The following is a 22089-nucleotide window of genomic DNA, read 5'->3' on the forward strand; positions in this document are numbered from 1 at the left end:
GGAAGCACGACACGGCTGGCCGAGGTGTTCACATGCCCAGGAGGGAGACTGCGGATGCACACGGCGCTCGAGCAGCTTCCCTTCAAGGTCCGCATGGAGTGGGGTCTCGACGGCGCGGAGGCGATCGGTCGCACCGACGTCGCGATCGTGGTCGATGTCCTGTCATTCTCCACCTGCGTCTCGGTCGCGGCGGATGCGGGCATCAGCGTGCTGCCCTACCGGTGGGCCGCCGACGGCGCTGCCGCCTACGCCACGAAGCACGGGGCTGTCCTGGCGGTGGGACGGTCGCAGGCCGGGCCGGGGCAGATCAGCCTGTCACCCGGTTCGATCCGAGCCGCCGAGGGTGTCACCCGGCTGGTCCTCCCGTCCCCCAACGGGTCGACCATCGCCGCCCACCTGTTCGAGCGAGGCTCAAGAGTCCTGGCCGGGTCACTACGAAACGCAGGCGCTCTGGCCGAGTGGCTGACCGAAGCTCACGGGCCCGACGGCGCAACGGTCGCGGTCATCGCCGCCGGTGAGCGCTGGCCAGGCGGGGGGATGCGGCCCGCCGTCGAAGACCTCTGGGGAGCCGGGGCCGTGGTGTCGGCGCTGCACGCCGCAGGCTGGACGAGCGCATCCCCCGAAGCCACCACCGCCGCCGGCGCCTTCCACGACGTCCGGTCGGACCTGGTGGCACGGCTCGTGGCCTGCGCCAGCGGTGCAGAGCTCCTCGCCATGGGTTACCCCGACGACATCGCCGTCGCCGCCGAGCTCGGCACGAGCCGCTCCGTCCCGCTGCTCGACGAGACCGGGTTCCGGCCCTCGGCTCCGTAACCGCCCGCGCCGCACGGACCTCTCGCTAGGGTCCGACAGTGCCTGCCGAACCGTTCCGCCTTGCCGCTGCCGTGTACGGCATCCTCCACGACGGCGAGCGGATCCTCATGATCCGACGGGCGCGCACGGGCTACCGCGACGGGCAACTGAGTCTGCCCGCTGGGCACCTGGACGGTGACGAGGACGCCGTCACCGGGTTGGTTCGGGAACTGCGCGAGGAGGTAGGGGTCGAGGCCGACCCGGACAGCTGTCGGCTGGCGTTGCTGATGCACGCCGCGCCCGAGCACGCCGCCGACCGTGAGTATCTGCACTTGTTCTTCACGGTCGGCAGGTGGCATGGCAAGCCAACCGTTGCCGAGCCGGACAAGTGTGACGATCTCCTGTGGACGTCACGAACCACCATGCCGAACGACGTCGTCGACTACGTCGCAGAGGCCCTGGATGCCATCGCCCGTGGCGAGCAGCTGGCCCTGCGCGGCTGGTAAGCCCGCTTGCGGGCGGCGATCTCGTCGGACTTCTGCGGGATGACGACGGTGATCCCGCAGGCGCGCAGCGCGCGCCGATAGGTCCCGGCCGAATACGCCTTGTCCGCGATCACGGCGTCGGGATGGGTGCGCGGGGGTTCCGCTTCCGGGCCGTCTGCCAGGGCCGACCTCCTCGCGCGGCAGGTCACGCCGCGCGATCCCCGTGCAGTACTGGTAGGCGATCGCCTCGACCGACCGGCGGTTGTCGCCGAGAAGACGTCCTCCCGTCACACTGCCGCGAGCCTCACCCCAGCTATGGGTGACACGCCCTGGTCACGGACGAGGAGCGACATCCCGGTTCGTTGACGCGATGGCGGCTCCCACTGCTTGCGCGTCGCTGTCACGCAGTGACTTCTCGCGTTCGTGAGTCTCGACCTTGAAGGGTTCTCCCAAGCCATCTCCTGGGTAGCGAGGGATGACGTGCAGGTGAAAATGGAAGACCGTCTGCAAGGCGGCTTCACCGTCGCAGACGACGAAGTTGATCCCCCGGCAGTCCAGGCTCGAGCGCCGCAGGGCCCTTGCCATGTCCTGACCAACCGACCACACGTGAGCGCTCGTGACTGCATCAAGGTCTTCGAGACCGGCAGCATGCCTACGTGGCACAACGAGAAGGTGCCCGTGTGTGACGGGGTTCAGGTCCATCCAGACCACAACGGTCTCGTCCTCGAAGACCATGCTGGCTTCCGCACGGCGCGCCACGATGGCGCAGAAGACACACTCCTTGGCCACCACTTCCTCGGTCATGTGCGGTGATGCTTCCAGCGCGCCCAGACGGCGTGCCACCACGTTCCATCCCGAGGACCGATCATCCACGCTCACCGATTGATCAGGCCACGCACGCCGTCGACACACTGGTCCTGTGGACGCCACGTAGAGCAGCCCTTCCGCCCGTGGTGGTTGCGGCGATGTCCTGCTGCGCCAAGCCCAGCACCGAGCCGCCCGGCCCGACGCCTTGGACAGGCAAGACGGACGTGGGTCGGGGACGTGGTCGAGGTGTGGATCGAAGACGGATGCGGTGAGTCCTATCCCGTGCAGTGCGAGGTAGTCGCGATCCGCGTTGCGGTACGAGCCAGCTGAGACGTCCCCCGGCCGCTGCTGCCGCTGCTCCGGCCGACCGCACGCGACGCGAGCGTCGGGTCCGTTCCTATGCTGAGCACATGCCCACCCGGCCCGTCACCCGCTCGGTCGGTCTTGCAGTCCTCGCGTTCCTCTTCGCAGGGTGCAGCGCGACCCATGGCGACGGCAGGCCGCCGACGACGGTCGAGGTCGACGTGTTCTCGGGACGGGAGAACCCTCGCTGGACGATGACCGATCCGGAGATCGACGAGCTGGTCGAGGCGATCCAGCGGCTGGGCGAGCCATCGGCTGGCGCCCTGCCGGACGACGCCGGCCTGGGTTTCCGAGGATTCCTGGTGCACGACGTGGTGCTCACCGACGCAGCAGGCCCGGTGGAGCTGACAGTGGTCGACGGTGCGGTGATCCGAACGTCGGGAGAACCGGAGACCTGGTCCGACCCGGGCTCGAGCGTCCACTCCCTCCTCCTCGACGATGCGAGGGACCACCTCGACGCGGCCGGCCTGCGTGCCGTCGAGGAAGGCATCGCGCGCTGAGGGGCGCCGTGCTGGGCCTCGAGCCGCCGGGGAGGCGCCCGGCCCGCTCCCGGAGCACCATGGGCACCATGCGCTACCTCGACCTCCCCGACACCCCCCGCATCAGCCGTCTCGGGCTGGGCACCTGGCAGTTCGGCTCCCGTGAGTGGGGCTACGGCGGCGAGTACGCCGACTCGCGTGCGGCGCAGATCGTGCACCGGGCGCTCGACCTGGGCGTGACGACCATCGACACCGCCGAGGCCTACGGCATGGGCCGCTCCGAGCGGATCCTGGGGAAGGCACTCGTCGGCCGACGCGACGAGGCGTACGTGGCGACCAAGTACCTGCCGCTGCTGCCCGTCCAGGGTCTGGTGGAGCGTCAGGGCCGAGCGAGCCGGGACCGACTGGGCATCGACCGCATCGACCTGTACCAGGTGCACCAGGCCAACCCGGTGACACCGGACACCGTGCTGATGACGGGGATGGAGGCCCTGCAGGACGCCGGGGTGATCCGGGACGTGGGGGTGAGCAACTACGACCTGCGCCGCTGGCGGGTCGCCGAGGCCGCGCTGGGCCGACGGGTCCTGAGCAACCAGGTGCGCTACAGCCTCGTCGACCGCCAGCCGGAGACCGACCTGCTGCCCTACGCCCAGCAGAACGACCGCGTGATCATCGCGTACAGCCCGCTGGCGATGGGCTTCCTGTCGACCCGCTACGACGAGTCGAACCGTCCCTCGGGACCCGTGCGCAAGGCGAACCCGCTGTTCCTGCCGGACAACCTGCGCGCCGCCCGGCCGCTCTTCGCGACCCTGCGGGATGTCGCGTCACGGCACGACGCCCAGCCCGCGCAGGTGGCCCTGGCGTGGCTGCTGCACCAGCCGAACGTCGTCGTGATCCCTGGGGCGTCGAGCGTCGAGCAGCTCGAGCGCAACGTCGAGGCGGCCGAGCTGGACCTCACCCTCGACGAGGTCGTCGAGCTGCGGGCGGCCGCCGAGGCCTTCCACCCGGTCACCGGGGCGGCGGCGGTCCCCGAGGTGCTGCGGAACCTGCGCGGCTGACGGCTCCCCGATCCGCTGCGCCCGGCCGTCGACGTCGGAGACGTCGATGTCCCGTCGATGTCCGGAAACGGAGTGCCCCGCACCCCCGGGGCTCCGTAGCCTCATCCCCATGACCACCGACACGACCACGACACCTGGCCTCGACCGTGTGGTCCGCGCCTGCCGCGCCATGATCGAGGCCGGCGGTCCGGTGCCCGCGGCCGACCTGGCCACCCTGACGGGATGCGGCCAGCGTCAGCTCGCGCGCCTCTTCGCCACCCACGCGGGCACCACCCCGCGGGCGTTCGGTCACGCGGTCCGTGCCGGTGAGGTGCGTCGCCTGCTCCGCGAGCACGAGCAGGTCACCGACGCGGTCTTCGCAGCGGGCTTCGGCTCGGTCCGCTCCTTCTACGAGACCGCGAGCCCCACCCTGGGCATGAACCCCCACCAGTACGCCACCGGTGCCGCGGGCCAGACCCTGCGGTGGACGACCGTGACCACCGACCTCGGCCCGGTGCTGGCCGTCGCAGGGGACCTCGGCCTCGCGGCGGTCCGCATCGGGCCCGACGTCGACCTCCTCCTCGAGCAGGTGCGGCGGGAGTTCCCGGCCGCGCACCTCGAGCGCGACGACACCGGGCTCGCCGAGCTCGCCGACGGCCTGCGCGCGTTGGCGCGCGGTGATCGGCCGCGCACCGACCTGCCCGTCGACCTGCACGGCACGGCGTTCCAGGCCCGGGTGTGGGACGCCCTGCGTCGCATCCCCGCCGGCCAGACGCGCTCGTACACCGAGGTCGCCGAGGCCATCGGGGCACCGGCGGCGGTGCGGGCGGTCGCGAGCGCCTGCGGTGCGAACCCGGTGGCCCTGGTGATCCCCTGCCACCGGGTGGTGCGCAGCGACGGGAGCCTTGGCGGCTACCGCTGGGGCCTGGAGGTCAAGCGGCGGCTGCTCGAGACCGAGCAGGCCGAGCACGCCACCGAAGACGCCGTCGAGCAGTCGATGCACCTCGCCGAGCAGCCCGCGTGAGCCGCCGTCCGCCCACCTGGGTGCTGGCCTACCTCGTGCTCGCCGTGGTGTGGGGCTGCTCGTTCGCCTTCGTCCAGGTGGGTCTGCGGTCGCTGACCCCGGTGCAGGTCGCCTTCGGTCGGTTGTTCCTCGGCGCCCTGGCCCTGCTCGTGCTCTCGGCGGTGCTGCGCTCCCCGCTCCCCCGACGGCGGCGCACCTGGGGTCACCTCCTGGTGGTCGGGGCGATCCTCAACGCGGTGCCGTTCACGCTGTTCGCGGTGGGTCAGCAGCACGTGTCCTCGATCCTCGCGGGGATCATCAACGCCGCGACCCCGTTGACCACCCTCGCGGTGATCCTGGTGGCCTACCCCGAGGAGCAGCCCACGCGACGCCGGGTGATGGGGCTGCTGCTCGGCTTCCTGGGTGTGGCCGTCGTCCTCGGTGTCTGGGAGGGCTTCGCGGCGGGCCAGTGGACCGGTGTCCTGGCCTGCCTGGGGGCGGTGACCTGCTACGGCATCGGCCTGCCCTACTCGAGGCGTCACCTGACCGGGTCCGGTGAGGGGCCGGTGGCGCTCGCGACGGGTCAGGTCAGCCTGGGCTGCCTGCTCATGGTCCCCGTCCTGCTCGTCTCAGGGGTCACCCCGCATGCCCCGGTCACCGCCGTGGTGGTGTGGGCGATGGTCGCCCTCGGCGCGCTCGGATCGGGGTTCGCCTTCGTCCTGAACTACCACGTGATCAAGCACGCCGGCGCGAGCACCGCCAGCACCGTCACCTACCTCACACCGCTGGTCGCGACGGTCGTCGGCATCGCGGTGCTGGGTGAGGGCATCACCTGGCACGAGCCCGTGGGCGGGCTTGTGGTGCTGGCCGGTGTGGCCCTCGCCCAGGGCCGGGGTCGACGACGCGGCGTCGAACCCGAGGTCCCGGTCGCGGCGGACGGCGTACCGGTCACAGCTGCCATGTCTGAAGCCGACCGCACATCCCGTACCTGAGCGGGCCGGGCCGGGCCGACGTCGAGTCGACGCTCGCCCCGGCCAGGTGGGTCCCCTCACCGCGCGCGAGGCCCGCGAGCGCCCCGAGGGTCTCGGCGGTGGACCGCTCGACACCCTCGTGCACGATCCTCTGCCACTGGGGGACGCGGTCGGAGACGAGCCGGGCGGCAGCCGCGTGCAGGGCGGTCAGCCCCGCGCCACCGTCGCGCTCCACCCGATCTCGCAGCTCGGCGTACCCCGCCAGGGCCAGGTCGCGCCGGGTCCGGGCGGCCGCGGCGACCCGCTCGTCGTCGGGGGCGTCGTCGTCCTGGACGGGCAGGGTCACCGCCTCGCGGTAGCGCTCAGGGTCGGCCAGGACCTCCGCCGGGAAGGTCAGCACGGCGTCCCCGGCCTCGGGCAGCCCCGCGTTGGACATGATCACCACGAGGTCCAGCCCGCCGTCGTTGACCAGGCGGTGCACCACCCCGGGACTGAACCACACCACGACCCCGGGCGACAGGGGCGTCTCGGTGAAGCCCTCGGCGCTCAGCGTCTGCACCGACCCGCTGCCGCCGAGCACCACGTACCCCTCGGCCGAGGCCGTGTGCAGGTGCGGGGTGCCGCTGCCGACCAGCCCGGCGCCGTCGGGCGAGGGCCAGTCGTAGACCCGCAGCCGGCTCACCGAGGTGCCGCCGGGGAACGGCGTGCGGCTCACCGGGTCACCCGGTGCACCCACGCCGATCAGCCCTCACGTCCCGCGGACCAGGCCGCGAGCGCCTGCCGACCCCACGCCGCGAGCTCCTCGCCCCGGGCGGGGTCCGCGGCGCCGTCGGCGATCACCACGGCGTAGCGGAAGGTCAGCGACTCCCCTGGGCCGAAGGGCACCTCCTCGCTGAAGAACGGTGCCGGGTTGACCCCTGCGAACCACTCGTTGCGCATGAACCACTGCGGGGGGTGCTGCGGGTTCGTGGTGTCGTCGACCATCACCAGGGTCGAGTGACGCGCCGTCTGGTCGTGCTGGCCGGTGAAGCCCATCCACTCGGCCCGGGTGCCCCGGACCTCCTCGCCGCCGGCCGTCCCGGGCGCCAGGATCGTGCCCCCGGTGAAGGACCGCGGGCCGCGCCAGAACAGCCCGCCGTACCCGGCGTTCTCGCGGCCCTTCGTGGTGGGCGAGCCGATGTCGAGCTGCTCGTCGCTGACGTTGGTGATCGTCGAGGAGAAGGTCAGCACCCACACGTCGTCGGCGGGCACCGTGACCGCGAAGGCGCGCGCCTCGTGCACCACCTCCGTGCCGGTCTCCTGGCCCTCGGCGGGCTGGGTGCGCCACACCAGGTCGTGGGCGACGTGCACGCGGTCGTCGGTCACGTCCATCGCGGTGAACCGCTCGTGGTCCATCGAGCCGTCGTTGTCGAGCTGGACGTAGCCCTGCCCGTGGACGTAGTTGGGCCCGCCCCAGAAGTTGTGCGGCCCCACGTTGGGCAGCGACCACGCGATGCCCTTGTGCCACACGTGGTCGTGCGGACGGAACAGGCTCACCAGGTCACCACCCACGGTGTGCAGGGGGTGGAAGTAGGGCCGCGGCGACTCGAGCTGCACGTCGTCGGGTGCGTAGACGTAGGTGAGCAGGTCCTGCCCCTGGTGGGCGACCTGCACCGACCAGCCGACGTCGTGCCGCACGGTCAGGGCGGTGCGCTCGCGCCGCGGCGCGGGGGTGGTGCTCATGCGTGGTCCTCCTCGGTGGGTGCGGCCCAGGGTGCCCCGGTGCCGTCCATGCGCGGGTAGAAGGGGTGCCCGGGGCCGATGTCGCCGCGGCGCACCACCTGCCCGGTGAACGCCGAGGCGTAGATCGCCGCGACCAGCTCCAGGGTGTCGCGCGCCTCGGCCAGGGTGACCGGGAGCGGGGCGTCGTCGTCCATCGCGTCGAGCAGCGCACCGACCTGGCTCGAGTGGCTGCTGCGCGGGGCCGCAGGGTCGGTGATCCACAGCGCGGCGAGGTCCTCGTGGCCGGGGGCAGGGGTGAAGGTCCAGTCCTCGTCGCCGTAGCCGTACAGGTGCTCGACCTCGAGGGTCGCGCGCTCGGTGTCGATCCGCAGCGAGGAGGTCTGACGCGGTGAGACCACCGAGTTGACCACGGTGGCGAGCGCTCCCCCGGCGAACCGCACCACGGCCATCGACACGTCCTCGGTGGCGGTGTCACGGGCCTGGCGCCCGGCCATCGCGGTGACCTCCGCCCACGGACCGAGCAGCGCGAGCAGCAGGTCGAACTGGTGGATGCCGTGGCCCATCGTCGGACCGCCACCCTCGATCTCCCAGCGCCCGCGCCACGGCACCGCGAAGTAGTCGGCGTCGCGGTACCAGAGCGTGTGGCAGGTCGCGACGAGCGGTCGGCCGATCCCCGTGGGCACCCCGGGCTCCTCGCCCAGCCCACGGGTTCCGGCCGCCTCGAGCAGCGCACGGGCGCGCAGGGCCCCCGAGCCGAAGCGGTGCTGGAAGACCACGGCGACGTCCACCCCGGTGCGCTGCGAGACGGCGAGCAGCTCGTCGACCTCGGCGAGGCTGAGCGCGGGAGGCTTCTCGAGCAGCACAGGGACGCCCGCCTCGAGGCACTGGACGGCCAGCGGGACGTGCGAGCCGGGCGGGGTGCAGATGTGCGCGAGGTCCGGGCGGGGGTCGACGGGGGTCGACGGTGCGTCGTCGGTCCCGGTGGTGCTCGCGGTCCAGGTCCCCTGCAGTGCCGCGGCGAGGTCGGTGCTCCACCCCGCCAGGCCGTGCTGCACCGCGAAGGCCTCGGCGCGCGCGGGGTCCAGGTCGACCCCGCACACGACGTCGGCCCGCCCGGCGTGCGCGGCCACGGCCGCTGCGTGGGCACCGGCGATGCCGCCCGTGCCGACCACGAGGGTGCGGCGGCGCGGGAGGGTGGGTGTCCGGCTCACAGCTCGATCCCCAGGTCCAGGTCGGCGATGGCGACGGCCTGCCGGGTCGCCATCGATCGGTTCGCGGCGATCCCGACCGCGACCGCCCGCACCCCGTCGACGTAGCCCGCCGGGCGTCCCAGGGGGTCGGGGCCTGCGCCGCGGAAGACGTCCGCGAGCAGGATGGCGTCGCCACCACCGTGACCGCCGATGCCGTCGGGGATGGGGTGCTCGGTGGCCCGCTCCCAGTGCTTCTGCACCAGCAGCCGGTCCCCGATCGGGCGAAGGGTGTCGCCCGCGAAGGCCTCGGGGGTGGCGCTGGGGTCCAGGATCGCGCGGCCGTGCTCGTCGAGCTCGACCGAGCCCCGTTCGACGACCTCGAGCTCGGCTCGGCCCGCGGTGCCGTTGACGGTGACCCGGTAGCCCTCCCAGGGGGAGTGCGCGTTGAGGGAGTAGGTCAGGGTCGCGCCGCCGCGGTAGTCCACGAGCACGGCCATGGTGTCCTCGATGGTGATGCCGGGGCCGAAGACGTCCTGGTCGCGCAGGTAGCCGTCGTGGTGCTCGGTGTCCAGGTAGAGGGCCTTGAGCCGGGGGTCGGCGTTGAGGTCGAGGCACCACGGGTCCTCGGGGGCGTCGGTGCCGCGCGCGGGCCTGGGGCCCATGCCCCGCTCGGCAGCCGCCTCGGCGCCGTAGAACCGCAGCGCACCGCTCGCGTAGACCCGCTCGGGGGTGTCGCCGAGCCACCAGTTGACCAGGTCGAAGTGGTGCGAGGACTTGTGGATCAGCAGGCCGCCGGACCTGTCCTTGAGCCGGTGCCAGCGGCGGAAGTAGTCGGCCCCGTGCACGGTGTCCAGCGCCCACTCGAAGTGCACCGAGGTCACGGTGCCGATCTGGCCCGAGGCGATGACCTCCTTGAGCGAGCTGTTGCGCGGGGCGTAGCGGTAGTTGAACGTCATGACGACGTCACGGCCGGTGGACGAGACCGCACCGGTGATGGTGCGGCACCCCTCGGCGTCGATGGTCAGCGGCTTCTCGACCACGGCGTCGGCCCCGGCGGCGAGCGTGCGCGAGACCATCTCGGCGTGGGTGTCGTCGGGGCTCGTGACCACCACGACGTCGACCCGGTGGTCGCCGATCATCTGCTCGAGCCCGTCGGGGGCGTAGCGGGGCAGGGTCCGCTCCGCCCGCCCTGCTGCGGCGTCTGCGAGGGCCACCTGGGCGTCGTAGTGGTCGATGCGACCGGGGTTGGGCTCGCACCAGGCGACCAGCTCGGCGACGTCGGCGTGCTCGCCGAGGATCGCGTCGATGTACATCTGTGCCCGGTGGCCGGTGCCGGCCACCGCGTACCTGCGTCGTCGGTGAGTCACGCGCGTCCTTGGTCGTGAGGGGTGGGTGGGCTCGGCGGCTGGGAAAGCGCCTTCCCGCGGAGTCTCACCCTACAGGTGCCCACCGTTTGACATCGATGTAAACGAATCGATTGAATCGAGGTCCACCGACCGGTCGCACCGAACGAGGCCCCGATGACGAACGCCCGCGCCACCGTCCTGCTGCATCCCGGGTACACGGTGGGCGAGGTCGACCGACGGCTCTTCGGCTCGTTCGTCGAGCACCTCGGTCGGGCGGTGTACACCGGCATCTACGAACCGGGCCACCCCACCGCCGAGGAGCACGGCTTCCGGCGCGACGTGGCCGACCTGACCCGCGAGCTGGGCGTCACGATGGTCCGCTACCCGGGCGGCAACTTCGTCTCCAACTACGTCTGGGAGGACGGCGTCGGCCCGCGCGCGGAGCGCAAGCCGTTCATCGACCTCGCCTGGCGCACCATCGAGCCCAACGAGGTCGGCACCGACGAGTTCCTGCAGTGGGCCGAGCGCGAGGGCATCGAGCCGATGATGGCGGTCAACCTCGGCACCCGCGGGGTCGCCGCTGCCGCAGCCCTGGTCGAGTACTGCAACGGCGAGGCCGGGTCACGCTGGGCCGACCTGCGCATCGCCAACGGCCGCACCGAGCCCTACGGTGTGCGGCTCTGGTGCCTGGGCAACGAGATGGACGGCCCCTGGCAGATCGGCCACAAGGACGCCCACGAGTACGGCAAGCTCGCCGCCGAGGCCGGCAAGGCCATGAAGCTCGTCGACCCGAGCATCGAGCTCGTGGCCTGCGGCTCGTCCTCGATGGAGATGGACACCTTCGGCGACTGGGAGCGGGTCGTGCTGTCCCACACCTGGGACGTCGTGGACCACCTCTCGATGCACGCCTACTACGAGGAGCACGACGGCGACCGCGCGAGCTTCCTGGCCTCGGGCACGTCGATGGACCGGTTCATCCGACGCGTGGTGGCGTCGGCCGACGCCGTGGCCGCCCAACGCCGCTCCGACAAGCAGATCACCCTCTCGTTCGACGAGTGGAACGTCTGGTACCTCCAGTCGCGCTTCGTCGGCGAGAAGAACCTGCCCCTGCAGCGGGACGCCCCGCGCATCATCGAGGACGTCTACTCGGCCCTGGACGGCGTGGTCGTCGGCGACCTGCTGGTCACGCTGCTCAACCACGCCGACCGCGTCCCGGTGGCCTGCCTGGCCCAGCTGGTCAACGTCATCGCCCCGATCATGACCGAGCCCGGCGGCCCGGCCTGGCGCCAGCCGACCTTCCACCCCTTCGCGGTCACCGCCCGGCACGCGCGTGGCCGGGCCATGGACCTGCGGGTCCAGGCACCCACCGTGACCACCGCCCGGCACGGCGAGGTACCGCTCGTCACCGCCGCCGCGACCTGGGACGGGCCGCGCGAGGGTGCGGCTGGTCACCAGGACGCCGATCAGGAGGCGAGCGGAGCGTTCGCCCTCTTCCTGGTCAACCGCTCGGCCGAGCCCGTCGAGGTCACCGTCGAGCACCCCGGCCTGGTCGTCGAGCTCGAGGGCGGCACCGAGCTCCTCGCCGACCACGAGCCCGCGGTCGAGGGACCCGAGCACGCCGCCAAGGTCGCGGTCGCGTGCCTGGGCGAGCCGGCCGAGCCGTCGGCCCGGACCGACGGATCGACCACCCTGGTGCTGGCCGCCGAGTCCTGGACCGCCTGGCACGGGACCGCGACCCGCACCCCCTGACCCGCCCGGTCAGCGCCCGGCGAGGCGGGCGAGGGCCCCGACCAGGGTCTCCGCGAACCCAGGCCCGCCGTGCCCGGCGTCCTCGATCACGTGCAGCTCGCTGCCCGTCCACGCCCGGTGCAGGTGCCAGGCGACGTCGAGCGGGCCGGAGATGTCGTGGCGGCCATGGATGAGGACCCCGGGGATGCCGGCCAGACGGTGAGCCTCGCGCAGCAGCTGACCCTCACGCAGGAAGGCCCCGTGGCTCCAGTAGTGGGTCACGAGCCGCGCGAACAGCAGCCGGAACTCGGCGTCGTCGAACCGTGGGTCGGGTCCCGCACCGGGGGCCAACGAGACGTGCACGTCCTCCCAGTCGCACCAGGCCCGGGCCGCGCTCTCGCGGACGGCACGGTCCGGGTGGGCCAGCCGGCGGGAGTAGGCGCCCGCCAGGTCGCCGTCGCGGTCGCCCTCGGGCAGCTCGGTCACGAACCGCTCCCACGCCTCGGGGAAGATCCTGCCCATCGAGCGGGTGATCCACTCGACCTCGGCGCGCGTCGTGGTGGTCACCGCCGCGAGCACCAGCTCACTGACCCGGTCGGGGTGCTGCTGCGCGTACGCCAGGGCGAGCGTCGAGCCCCAGGAGACCCCGATCACGAGCCAGCGCTCGATGCCGAGGTGCACGCGGAGCGCCTCGAGGTCGGCGATCAGGTGGGCCGTGGTCTGCGTGGAGAGGTCGACGTCGTCCGCACCGGCCGACGGCCGGCTGCGCCCGCTCCCCCGCTGGTCCAGGACGACCATCCGGTAGACGGTCGGGTCGGTGTTGCGGTGCGCCCCGGCCGAGCTACCCGTGCCGGGTCCGCCGTGCAGGAAGACCGCGGGCTTGCCCGACGGGTTGCCCGAGACCTCCCAGTGGATCTCGTGCCCGTCCCCGACGGGGAGCATCCCGGTGTCGTAAGGCTCGATCGGAGGGAAGCGGGTGATCATCAGCCCATCCTCACCCCGTGCGCGGAGGGCTGCTAGCGCGCGACCCCCGGGGCCTGAGCTGCTTCTCGAAGCGCATCACCGGCAGCAGCCCGACCGCAGGAGCAGCCCGGTCAGCAGTGGTCCGGTCAGGGGGGGGTGAGTGCCCAGCGGTTCTCGACGGCCAGCACCGCCAGGACGAGCAGCCCGCCGACGACGAGCAGCAACGGCGTGAGCATCCAGACCAGGACCCCGCACATGCCCATCGCGACCACGAGCAGCAGCGATCCGACCGGGTCGCGCACCGTGCGACGCGCAGCGGCCCGCACCGTGGGGATCACCTTCTGCCCGGGCGCCCACGCCCCGGCGGTCCGCAGCGCGACGACGGTCACGGCGGTCGCCACCACCGCGTTCACCGTGGCGACGGCTGACCCGCCCGGCAGCACGCCCGTCCCGGCGAGCCACAGGTTGTAGCCCAGCAGCAGCAGGACACCGGGCAGCAGCACGCCCACCGGCCACAGGTCGCGCACGGCCTTGACCAGGTCGCCCGCGAGGTCACCCAGCGAGTCGGCGCCACCGAGCAGGTGCCGGCGCAGGTGCACGACCCCGGCAGCGACCGCCGGCACCGCCGTGACCAGCGGCAGCGATGCCAGGAGCACCACGACCCCCACGAGCAGCACCTCGCCGAAGAGCGCGAAGCGTGCTCCGCGCCCCACGAGTGCGCCCTGGGGCGCGGACGGCTCGGTCACCCCTTCAGGCCCTGGGTGGCGACGCCGCCGACGAGGTAGCGCTGGAAGACCAGGAAGAACAGCAGGACGGGGATCAGGGCGAGCACGGCCATGGCCATCTGCGCACCGTAGTCGGAGGTCGAGGTCTGGTCCACGAAAAGCCGCAGCGCGATGGGCAGCGGGTACAGGGCCGGGTCCTTGAGGTAGAGCAGGGGACCGAAGAAGTCGTTCCACGACCAGATGAACGCGAAGATCGAGGAGGTGACCAGGGCGGGCTTCATCAGGGGCAGCATGATCGCGGTGAAGATGCGGATGTGCCCCGCGCCGTCGATGCGTGCGGCCTCGTCGAGCTCGCGGGGCAGGTTGCGCATGAACTGGACCATGAGGAAGACGAAGAACGCCTCGGCGGCCAGGAACTTGCCGATCAGCAGCGGCACGAAGGTGTTCACCAGGCCGAGATTGTTGAAGATGATGTACTGCGGAATGATCACGACGTGGAAGGGCAGCAGGAGCGTGGCGATCATCAGTGAGAACCACACCTTGCGCCCGGGGAACTCGATGCGTGCGAAGGCGTAGGCGCTGACCGAGGCCGAGAGCGTGATCCCGATGACCGAGGCCACGGCCAGGATCATCGAGTTCTTGAAGAAGGTCCAGAACGAGACCCCCCCGATGCCTTCGAGGGCCTTGGCGAAGTTGGCCAGGGACGCGTTGTCGGGGATGAGGCTGACGTTGCCGACGATGTCCGACGTGGGCTTGAGCGAGGACATGAACATCCACAGCGCCGGGTAGAGCACCACCGCGGTGACCGCCAGGACGCCGATGTGGAACAGCACGGACTTGGTGCGCTCGGTCGAGCGGTTGCGACGGCGCAGTGCCGCGCTGCGCTCCTCGGACGTCGGCTCGACCGAACCGACCGGGACGTTGGCGATGGTCACTTCGTCTCCCCCGAGTAGTGGACCCACGACTTCGAGGTCTTGAAGAACACGAAGGTGATGATGCCGACCACCAGGACCAGCACCCAGGCCATGGCCGAGGCGTAGCCCATGCGGAAGTCCACGAAGCCGCGCTGGTAGAGGTACAGGGTGTAGAAGAGTGTCGAGCCCGCCGGGCCACCCGTCCCGCCCGAGATGATGAACGCCGAGGCGAAGATCTGGAACGAGTGGATGGTCTCCAGGAGCAGGTTGAAGAAGAGCACCGGGGACAGCATCGGCAGGGTGATCTTGAGGAACTTGCGCACCGGTCCGGCGCCGTCCACCGCGGCGGCCTCGTAGAGCTCTGCCGGGACCTGCTTCAGGCCCGCCAGGAAGATGACCATCGGGGCGCCGAACTGCCACACGGTCAGCAGCACGAACATCGGCATGGTCATGCTGGGGTTGCCCACCCAGCCGCCCCAGCTGATCCCGAGCTGCTGCCCGATGCGGTCCACGATGCCCTGGTCGATGAACATCGCCTTCCACACGATGGCGATCGAGACGCTCGCGCCGATCAGCGAGGGGGCGTAGAACACCGAGCGGTACAGGCCCTGACCCCTGCGGGTGTTGTTGAGCAGCATCGCGACCGCCAGCGCCGCGGCGAGCTTGACCGGGGTGCCGACCAGCACGTAGATGCCGGTGACCTTGGCCGACTGGATGAACCGGGGGTCGTCGAACATCAGCCGGAAGTTGTCCAGGCCGATCCACTCCGGTGAGGAGAACAGGTTGTAGTTGGTGAACGCCAGGTACAGCGAGGCGAGCATGGGGCCGGCCGTCAGGGCGAAGAAGCCCAGCAGCCACGGTGTCAGGAAGGCGTAACCGGCCCGGGTCTCCGCCGCCCGCCGCCGCCGTCGGGTGACGGCGGGCGGCGGGACGGTGGACAGACCTCCGGACCCGGTCACCTCACGTGTGAGGCTCACGGTGATGTCCGATCAGTGGTGGTGGCAGGTGCTCGGAGGTAGGTGCTACTGCGTCATCATGGCGGCCTCGGCGAACCACGAGTCGACGAACTGCTCGATCGTGACGGTGCCGTAGGCGAGCTCCTCGGCGAGGCGCTTGTACTCGGCCTCGATCGAGCCGAAGCCCTTGACCGGGACCGGGACGGGCTCGGTCACGTGCTCGGCGACAGCGTCCTCGTACTCCACGACGGTGGCGTCGATGCTGCCCTCCTCGAGGACCATCGCGTCGCGCTGGGCCTGGTCGGCCGGCACGCCCTTGGAGGTGCCGAAGATCGCACCGACCTCGGGGTCGGTCAGCAGGAAGTCGATCAGCGTCGCGGCCGCCTCGGGGTGCTCGGTGTTCGCGCCGCTGGACAGCAGCATCGAGGGCTTGAAGAACATCGCCTTGTCGCCGCCGCTGCCGGTGGGGACGGGCAGCATCTGGATGTCCTCGGTGCCCGAGTCGGCGGTGTAGCCGGCCAGGAAGTTGTCCCAGCTGAACTCCGACGCGGACTCGTTGACCGTGAAGCCGCCCAGGGGGAGCAGCTGGATGCCGCGGTCGACCGGGTAGACCTGGCCGGCCTCGCGCAGGTCGGTGGTCAGCGCGAGGAAGTCGCTCATGTGCGACTCGTCGAAGCCGAAGGTGCCGTCGTCGTTGAACGGGGTGACGCCCTCCTGGACGAGCCACTGCAGGAAGAACCAGAAGGTGTTGGTGTAGTCGGCACCGCCGTAGATGGCCTGCCCGTCGGGCGTGGTCTCACCGGCGTCGGACACCGCGGCGAGGAACTCGTTGTAGTCCTCCCAGGTGTAGTCCTCGGCGGGGGCCTCGACGCCGGTCTGCTCGAGCAGACCGGGGTTGTAGAAGAGCGCGAGGGTGTTGGTGCTGGTCGGGATGCCGACCTGCTGGCCCTCCAGGACGCCGGACTGGACCAGCGCGTCGTCGAAGCCGCTCAGGTCGATCTCGTTGCCGATGTGAGTGCTGAGGTCAGCGAGGTGCCCGTTCTCGCTGTACTCGCGCAGGTAGGACAGGTCGAACTGCATGACGTCGGGCAGGGACCTGCTGGCGGCCTCGGTGGCGCGGGCCGTCCAGTAGTTGGGGAAGTCCTGGAAGCTGGTCTGCACGGTGATGTGGGGGTACTCCTCGGTGAACAGCGCGAGGGACTCCTCGTAGCGCGACGCGCGGTCGTCGTTGCCCCACCAGGTGAAGGTGATGGTGACGGGCGTGGTGTCGTCGCCACCGGTGGTGGGATCGGGCTCGGCGGCGGGGTCGTCGCCACCACCGGCACACGCGGTCAGGGTCAGGGCCGCTGCGGCGGCCAGCCCTACGGCCTTGAGTGTGAATCGATTCATCGTGATGAGCCTCCTTGCTCAGTGGGTGAAAGCGCTTTCCGAAGGTAGGTGCCTGTCGCGGGTGCAGTCAACAGGGGATCTGAAACGTTACAATAACGTTGTGCAGGTCACCTGACCAGCCCCCTGCCCACTCGCCACGTGCCGACGGAGCCACAGATGACCGAGCGACAGATTCCCAAGTGGTCCGACCTCAAGCCGCTGCTGCGGGTCAAGCCCCTCGAGCTCGATCCCACCACCCGGCGCCTGCAGAACGCCCTGTCGATCGCCGACCTGCGCACAGCCGCCCGTCGACGCACCCCCCGGTCGGTCTTCGACTACACCGACGGTGCCGCCGACGCCGAGATCAGCCTGCGCCGCGCCCGCATGCTGTTCCGCAACCTCGAGCTGCGGCCCTCGATCCTGCACGACGTGTCGTCGGTCGACACCACCACGCAGATGCTCGGCAGCCCGGCCGCCGTGCCGTTCTCCTTCGCCCCCACGGGCTTCACCCGGATGATGCACCACGAGGGCGAGGGCGCCGTGGCCCGGGTCGCCGGGCGACGGGGCATCCCCTACGCGCTGTCCACCATGGGCACCACCTCGATCGAAGGGGTCGCCGAGGCCTCCCCCGAGGCCCGCAAGTGGTTCCAGCTCTACGTCTGGAAGGACCGCAGCGCCGGTGAGGACCTCATGGCCCGCGCCAAGGCCGCCGGCTACGAGGCACTCATGCTCACGGTGGACGTGCCGGTCGCCGGAGCCCGCTTGCGCGACGTGCGCAACGGCTTCTCGATCCCCCCGGCCCTGACCCTCAAGACGCTGCTCGACATCGGCACCAAGCCCGCCTGGTGGGTCAACATGCTCACCACCGAGCCGCTGACCTTCGCCTCACTCTCGAGCTGGGAGGGGACCGTCGCCGAGCTGCTCGACCAGCTCTTCGACCCCTCGATGACGCTGGCCGACCTCGAGTGGCTGCGTGCCAGCTGGGACGGACCGCTGATCATCAAGGGGATCCAGACCGTCGAGGACGCCCAGCGCGTGACCGACGCCGGCGCGGACGCGATCGTCCTGTCCAACCACGGCGGACGCCAGCTCGACCGCGCCCCCGTGCCGCTGCGCCTGCTCCCGGACGTCGCCGAGGCCGTCGGCGACCGCACCGAGGTGTGGGTCGACACCGGCATCATGAGCGGGGCCGACATCGTCGCGGCACTGGCCCTGGGCGCCGACGCGACCATGGTCGGGCGCGCCTACCTGTACGGCCTGATGGCCGGCGGCGAGCGCGGCGTGGACCGCGCCGCCGAGATCCTCACCCGTGAGGTGCAGCGGACCATGGCCCTGCTCGGTGTCAGCTCGGTCACCGAGCTCGGACCCCAGCACGTCCGACTCCCCTGACCGGCCGCACCGGCCCACCAGGACCGCACGACCCCCCGGGCCGCGACCTGCCGCTGCTGCGCAGGCGCGGGTTCCGGCTCTACATCTCCGCCCAGCTGCTCGGCAGCAGCGGCATGTGGATGCTGCGCATGGCCAAGGACTGGCTGGTACTGGAGATCACCGGCAGCCCGGCGGCCGTGGGGGTCGTGGTCGCGCTGCAGTTCCTGCCGCTGCTGCTGGTCGGCCCGCTCGGCGGGGTGATCGCCGACCGGCACGACAAGCGCCGGCTGGTCATCGGTGCACAGGCCGCCTCGGTGCTGGTCGCACTGACCCTCGCGGGACTGACCCTCAGCGGCGCCGTCGTCCTGTGGCACCTGTGGGTCATGGCGGTGGTGCTCGGCCTGATCGCGGCCGTCGAGATGCCCGCACGCCAGGTGCTGGTCAACGAGGTGGTCGGCGACTCGCGGCTGCGCTCGGCGATCAGCATGAACAACGCCGTGAACCAGGGCGGCGGGATGATCGGCCCGGCCCTGGCCGGCATCGTCATCGCCGAGGTCGGCCAGGGGTGGGCCTTCGGGGTCAACGCCGCGGTCTGCGTCGCGGTGATCCTGGTGATCTCCTCGATCCGGCCGTCCGAGCTGCACCGGGTACCGACCGTCGTACGGGCCCGCGGCCAGCTGCGCGAGGGCTTCGCGTTCGTCGCGGCCCGCCCGCACCTGCTGTGGGTCGTGGTCCTGGCGGGCCTGATGGGCGCTCTGGGCCTCAACGGACCGGTGGTGCTCGCCGCCTTCGCCGACGGCGTCTGGGAGACCGGCGCACGCGGCTTCGGCCTGTACAACTCGATCGCGGCGGTCGGCGCCCTGGGCGGTGCGCTGGTCGCGGCGCGGCTGCGTCGGTTGCGGATGCGCACCGTCGTGCTCGGCGCGGCGGTCTTCGGGCTCACCGAGATGGTCGCGGCCTGGATGCCGACCCATGCGAGCTTCCTGGTGATGCTCGCCGTCGTCGGCGGGGCGACGCTGTTCTTCCTGACCAGCGCTGCGACCTACGTCCAGCTCGCCGCGGCCCCGGAGGTGCGCGGCCGGGTGCTCGCGATCTACTCGCCCGTGCTGCTCGGCGGGCACGCCTGCGGTGGGCTCCTGCAGGGGTGGCTCGCCGAGGAGCTCGGGGTGCGCGCGGGACTGGCGGTCACCGGGGCGCTGGCCCTGGTCGCGACCGCCGTCGTGGGGGTCTGCCTCGTGGTGCAGGGGCGCCGCCCGCCGCGCGTCACGGCGGGCTGAGCCCGGCCCGACGGCGGGCACGGGGCTCGCCATCGTCCGGGCCGTCTGCTACGACAGGGTGATGAGCACGCACGACGACGTCATCGGCGTCGAGAGGGCCGGATGGAGGGCCTTGGCGACGAGCGGCGCCGCGGCGACCTCCTTCTACGACGAGGTGCTCGACGACGAGGTCGTCATGCTCCTCCCGGGTGGTCTGGTGCTCACCGAACGGTCACAGGTCGTGGCCTCGATGGGGGGTGAGCCATGGGGCTCCTACGAGATCGAGGACCTCGAGGCGCTGGAGGTCGGGCCGGACACCGTGCTGGTCCACTACCGGGTGCGGGCCACGCGCGGCGACGAGCCCGCGTACTCGGCGCTGGTCAGCAGCCTCTACGCGCGACGCGGTGCCGGCTGGCGGCTGGTCGCGCACCAGCAGACCCCGCGCTGAACCCTTTCAACGCCGTCGTCGGCGCCCGTAGGGTGGTGCCGACGTCACCCGCCACCGTCCGCCGGAAGGACCTCCCCACCTCATGACCTCCCCTCGCACCCGCCCGTGGCCCGTCGACCTCGAGGGGCTCGGGTACGGCGGCGACTACAACCCCGAGCAGTGGCCGGTCCAGACCCAGCTCGAGGACGTCGAGCTGATGCAGCAGGCGGGCGTGAACATCGTCAGCGTCGGGATCTTCTCGTGGGCGATGCTCGAGCCCCGCGAGGGCGAGTACGACTTCGACTGGCTCGACGCCGTCCTGGACCGGCTGCACGCCGCCGGGATCCGGGTCGCCCTGGCCACCGCGACCGCCTCGCCCCCGCCGTGGCTGACCCGCTACCACCCCGAGATCCTGCCCGAGCTCGCCGACGGCACCGTGCTGGGCCAGGGCGGCCGCCAGGCGTACTCGGTCTCCTCACCGGTGTTCCGCGACTACGCGCTGCGGATGACCCGCACCATGGCCGAGCGCTACGCCGACCACCCGGCCCTCGCGCTGTGGCACGTCGACAACGAGCTGGGCTGCCACGTGCCGCACGACTTCTCGCAGGACGCCGCGGTCGCGTTCCGTCGCTGGCTCGAGGCCCGCTACGGGACGGTCGAGGCGCTCAACGCGGCCTGGGGCACTGCCTTCTGGTCCCAGCGCTACGACACCTTCGACGAGGTGCTCCCCCCACGCACCGCCCCCACCTACGCCAACCCGACCCAGCAGCTCGACTTCGCGCGGTACTCCTCGGACGAGCTGCTCACCCACTACCGGGCCCTGCGCGACGTGCTGCGCGAGGTCACCCCGCAGGTGCCCACCACGACGAACCTGATGGCCTCCACGGGCACCAAGTGGATGGACTACTTCTCCTGGGCCGATGACCTCGACGTCGTCGCGAACGACCACTACACCCGCGCCCACGACCCGGCCGCCCACATCGAGCTGGCCTTCAGCGCCGACCTCACCCGGGGCATCGCCGGCGGTGACCCGTGGATCCTCATGGAGCACTCGACCTCGGCCGTGAACTGGCAGCCGCGCAACCGCACCAAGGCCCCCGGTGAGATGCTGCGGCACTCGCTGTCCCACGTGGCTCGTGGCGCCGACTCGGTGATGTTCTTCCAGTGGCGGCAGTCGGCCGCGGGGGCCGAGAAGTTCCACTCGGCGATGCTCCCCCACGCCGGCACCGACACCGACGTCTGGCGCAACACCCTCACCCTGGGGCAGGCGCTCAAGGCGCTCGCACCGGTGCGTGGCAGCCGGGTCCAGGCTGACGTCGCGATCCTGTTCGACTACCCGGCGTGGTGGGGCACCGAGCTCGACTCCCACCCGTCCCAGGACGTCACCTACGTCGACCAGGTGACGGCCTGGTACCGCCAGCTGTGGCACCGCGGGGTCACGGCGGACATCGTCTCGCCCCGCGAGGACCTGTCGTCCTACCGACTGGTCATCGTCCCCACCCTCTACCTGGTGACCGACGACGGCGCCGCCCGCGTGGCGGCCGCGGCAGCAGCCGGTGCCACGGTGCTGGTCACCTACTTCAGCGGGATCGTCGACGAGCACGACCGGGTCCGCCTGGGCGGGTACCCGGGGGCCTTCCGTGAGCTGCTCGGGGTGCGCACCGAGGAGTTCTACGCGCTCCAGGCCGGTGAGCGACTCACCCTGGACGACGGCGCGACCGCCGACCTGTGGAGCGAGAAGACCCACCTGGTGGGGGCCGAGGCGATGAGCACCTACACCGACGGGCTGCTCGCCGGATGGCCCGCGGTGACCCGTCACGCCGTCGGCACCGGTCACGCCTGGTACGTGGGAACCCGGCTCGACGAGGTCGGCGCCTCACGGCTGGCCGACACGCTGCTGCTGGAGTCCGGCGTGCAGCCCGTGGTCGACGCCGTCCCCGAGGGTGTCGAGGTGGTGCGGCGACGCGGCGGGGAGGTCGGTGGCGGTGCCGACGCGAGCTTCCTCTTCGTGCTCAACCACACCCCCGAGGAGGCGGTGGTCACCGCCCGCGGTGTCGACCTGCTCACCGGCACCGCGGCCGACGGCGAGGTGCGGGTCGCCCCCCACGGCGTCGCCGTCGTGCAGGAGAGCTGACCCGGCGCGGTGCCGACGTGCGTCGGGGGTGGGGCTGACCCCACCCCCGACGGAC

Annotated in this window: 21 protein-coding genes and 1 pseudogene; 11 read left to right on the forward strand and 11 right to left on the reverse strand. The window is 71.6% G+C overall.

What is annotated here, in order from left to right:
* Positions 1-54: 54 nt before the first annotated feature.
* On the forward strand, positions 55-813 hold the full coding sequence (locus M1R94_RS00405) for a 2-phosphosulfolactate phosphatase (protein WP_249379686.1): 759 nt from the start codon (positions 55-57) through the stop codon (positions 811-813).
* A 38-nt stretch (positions 814-851) separates the two neighbouring features.
* Positions 852-1298, forward strand: coding sequence for an NUDIX domain-containing protein (locus tag M1R94_RS00410; protein WP_249379687.1), 447 nt, complete (start codon positions 852-854; stop codon positions 1296-1298).
* Positions 1299-1300: 2 nt separating this feature from the next.
* Here M1R94_RS00410 and M1R94_RS00415 read toward each other — a convergent pair.
* Together M1R94_RS00415 and M1R94_RS00420 are read right to left on the reverse strand one after the other, a co-directional pair.
* Positions 1301-1432: pseudogene (locus tag M1R94_RS00415) on the reverse strand (IS5/IS1182 family transposase); the annotation flags it as partial.
* Between the two features lie 178 nt (positions 1433-1610).
* Positions 1611-2156 (reverse strand): HIT family protein, encoded by a 546-nt coding sequence (locus tag M1R94_RS00420; RefSeq protein WP_249379688.1) that lies wholly within the window; start codon positions 2154-2156, stop codon positions 1611-1613.
* Positions 2157-2494: 338 nt separating this feature from the next.
* Here M1R94_RS00420 and M1R94_RS00425 point away from each other — a divergent pair, with 338 nt between their 5' ends.
* The 4 genes from M1R94_RS00425 (at position 2495) to M1R94_RS00440 (ending at position 5958) form a co-directional block, all read left to right on the forward strand.
* On the forward strand, positions 2495-2947 hold the full coding sequence (locus M1R94_RS00425) for a hypothetical protein (protein ID WP_249379689.1): 453 nt from the start codon (positions 2495-2497) through the stop codon (positions 2945-2947).
* Positions 2948-3015: 68 nt separating this feature from the next.
* Positions 3016-3984 carry an aldo/keto reductase gene (locus M1R94_RS00430; protein WP_249379690.1) on the forward strand — a complete coding sequence of 323 codons (969 nt, stop codon included), beginning with the start codon at positions 3016-3018 and terminating at the stop codon, positions 3982-3984.
* Between the two features lie 109 nt (positions 3985-4093).
* Positions 4094-4987: a methylated-DNA--[protein]-cysteine S-methyltransferase gene (locus M1R94_RS00435; protein ID WP_249379691.1), complete on the forward strand. Its 894-nt coding sequence runs from the start codon at positions 4094-4096 to the stop codon at positions 4985-4987.
* Positions 4984-5958, forward strand: a complete 975-nt coding sequence (locus tag M1R94_RS00440; RefSeq protein WP_249379692.1) for a DMT family transporter — start codon at positions 4984-4986, stop codon at positions 5956-5958. Before M1R94_RS00435 ends, M1R94_RS00440 begins: the two co-directional genes overlap by 4 nt.
* Here M1R94_RS00440 and M1R94_RS00445 read toward each other — a convergent pair.
* Genes M1R94_RS00445 through M1R94_RS00460 form a run of 4 tightly spaced genes read right to left on the reverse strand, consistent with a single transcriptional unit; the run spans position 5915 to position 10216 of the window.
* On the reverse strand, positions 5915-6652 hold the full coding sequence (locus M1R94_RS00445) for a cupin domain-containing protein (protein ID WP_249379693.1): 738 nt from the start codon (positions 6650-6652) through the stop codon (positions 5915-5917). The two genes, M1R94_RS00440 and M1R94_RS00445, sit on opposite strands and share 44 nt — an antisense overlap.
* Positions 6653-6678: 26 nt before the next feature.
* Entirely contained in the window at positions 6679-7659 is a 981-nt protein-coding gene (locus M1R94_RS00450; RefSeq protein WP_249379694.1) for a DUF6807 domain-containing protein, read from the reverse strand.
* Complete coding sequence (locus M1R94_RS00455; RefSeq protein ID WP_249379695.1) at positions 7656-8870, reverse strand: Gfo/Idh/MocA family protein; 1215 nt, start codon at positions 8868-8870, stop codon at positions 7656-7658. The genes M1R94_RS00450 and M1R94_RS00455 overlap by 4 nt, the downstream gene beginning before the upstream one ends.
* Entirely contained in the window at positions 8867-10216 is a 1350-nt protein-coding gene (locus M1R94_RS00460; RefSeq protein WP_308199854.1) for a Gfo/Idh/MocA family protein, read from the reverse strand. Before M1R94_RS00460 ends, M1R94_RS00455 begins: the two co-directional genes overlap by 4 nt.
* A gap of 153 nt (positions 10217-10369) precedes the next feature.
* Between M1R94_RS00460 and arfA the strand changes: the two genes are divergently transcribed.
* Positions 10370-11944 (forward strand): arabinosylfuranosidase ArfA, encoded by a 1575-nt coding sequence (gene arfA / locus M1R94_RS00465; RefSeq protein WP_249379696.1) that lies wholly within the window; start codon positions 10370-10372, stop codon positions 11942-11944.
* A gap of 9 nt (positions 11945-11953) precedes the next feature.
* Here arfA and pip read toward each other — a convergent pair whose 3' ends face one another.
* From pip to M1R94_RS00490, 5 genes are all read right to left on the reverse strand, one after another.
* Complete coding sequence (gene pip, locus M1R94_RS00470; RefSeq protein WP_249379697.1) at positions 11954-12907, reverse strand: prolyl aminopeptidase; 954 nt, start codon at positions 12905-12907, stop codon at positions 11954-11956.
* A gap of 125 nt (positions 12908-13032) precedes the next feature.
* Positions 13033-13632, reverse strand: a complete 600-nt coding sequence (locus tag M1R94_RS00475) for a hypothetical protein (RefSeq protein ID WP_249379698.1) — start codon at positions 13630-13632, stop codon at positions 13033-13035.
* The gene (locus tag M1R94_RS00480) at positions 13629-14483 is read right to left on the reverse strand and encodes a carbohydrate ABC transporter permease (RefSeq protein WP_249379954.1); all 855 of its coding nucleotides are present in this window, start codon (positions 14481-14483) and stop codon (positions 13629-13631) included. The genes M1R94_RS00475 and M1R94_RS00480 overlap by 4 nt, the downstream gene beginning before the upstream one ends.
* Positions 14484-14542: 59 nt before the next feature.
* Entirely contained in the window at positions 14543-15466 is a 924-nt protein-coding gene (locus tag M1R94_RS00485; RefSeq protein ID WP_249379955.1) for a carbohydrate ABC transporter permease, read from the reverse strand.
* A gap of 81 nt (positions 15467-15547) precedes the next feature.
* Positions 15548-16870 carry an ABC transporter substrate-binding protein gene (locus M1R94_RS00490; RefSeq protein WP_249379699.1) on the reverse strand — a complete coding sequence of 441 codons (1323 nt, stop codon included), beginning with the start codon at positions 16868-16870 and terminating at the stop codon, positions 15548-15550.
* 156 nt (positions 16871-17026) lie between these two features.
* Here M1R94_RS00490 and M1R94_RS00495 point away from each other — a divergent pair, with 156 nt between their 5' ends.
* The 4 genes from M1R94_RS00495 to M1R94_RS00510 all read left to right on the forward strand — a co-directional run bounded on the left by M1R94_RS00495 (position 17027) and on the right by M1R94_RS00510 (position 22034).
* Entirely contained in the window at positions 17027-18238 is a 1212-nt protein-coding gene (locus M1R94_RS00495) for an alpha-hydroxy acid oxidase (protein WP_249379700.1), read from the forward strand.
* Between the two features lie 113 nt (positions 18239-18351).
* On the forward strand, positions 18352-19494 hold the full coding sequence (locus tag M1R94_RS00500; RefSeq protein WP_249379701.1) for an MFS transporter: 1143 nt from the start codon (positions 18352-18354) through the stop codon (positions 19492-19494).
* Positions 19495-19555: 61 nt separating this feature from the next.
* Positions 19556-19921, forward strand: coding sequence for a nuclear transport factor 2 family protein (locus M1R94_RS00505; RefSeq protein WP_249379702.1), 366 nt, complete (start codon positions 19556-19558; stop codon positions 19919-19921).
* Positions 19922-20003: 82 nt separating this feature from the next.
* Complete coding sequence (locus tag M1R94_RS00510; RefSeq protein ID WP_249379703.1) at positions 20004-22034, forward strand: beta-galactosidase; 2031 nt, start codon at positions 20004-20006, stop codon at positions 22032-22034.
* The last annotated feature ends 55 nt before the right edge of the window (positions 22035-22089 follow it).

It is taken from the genome of Actinotalea alkalitolerans (assembly GCF_023369855.1).
In the GTDB taxonomy this organism is placed as follows: Bacteria; Actinomycetota; Actinomycetes; order Actinomycetales; family Cellulomonadaceae; genus Actinotalea.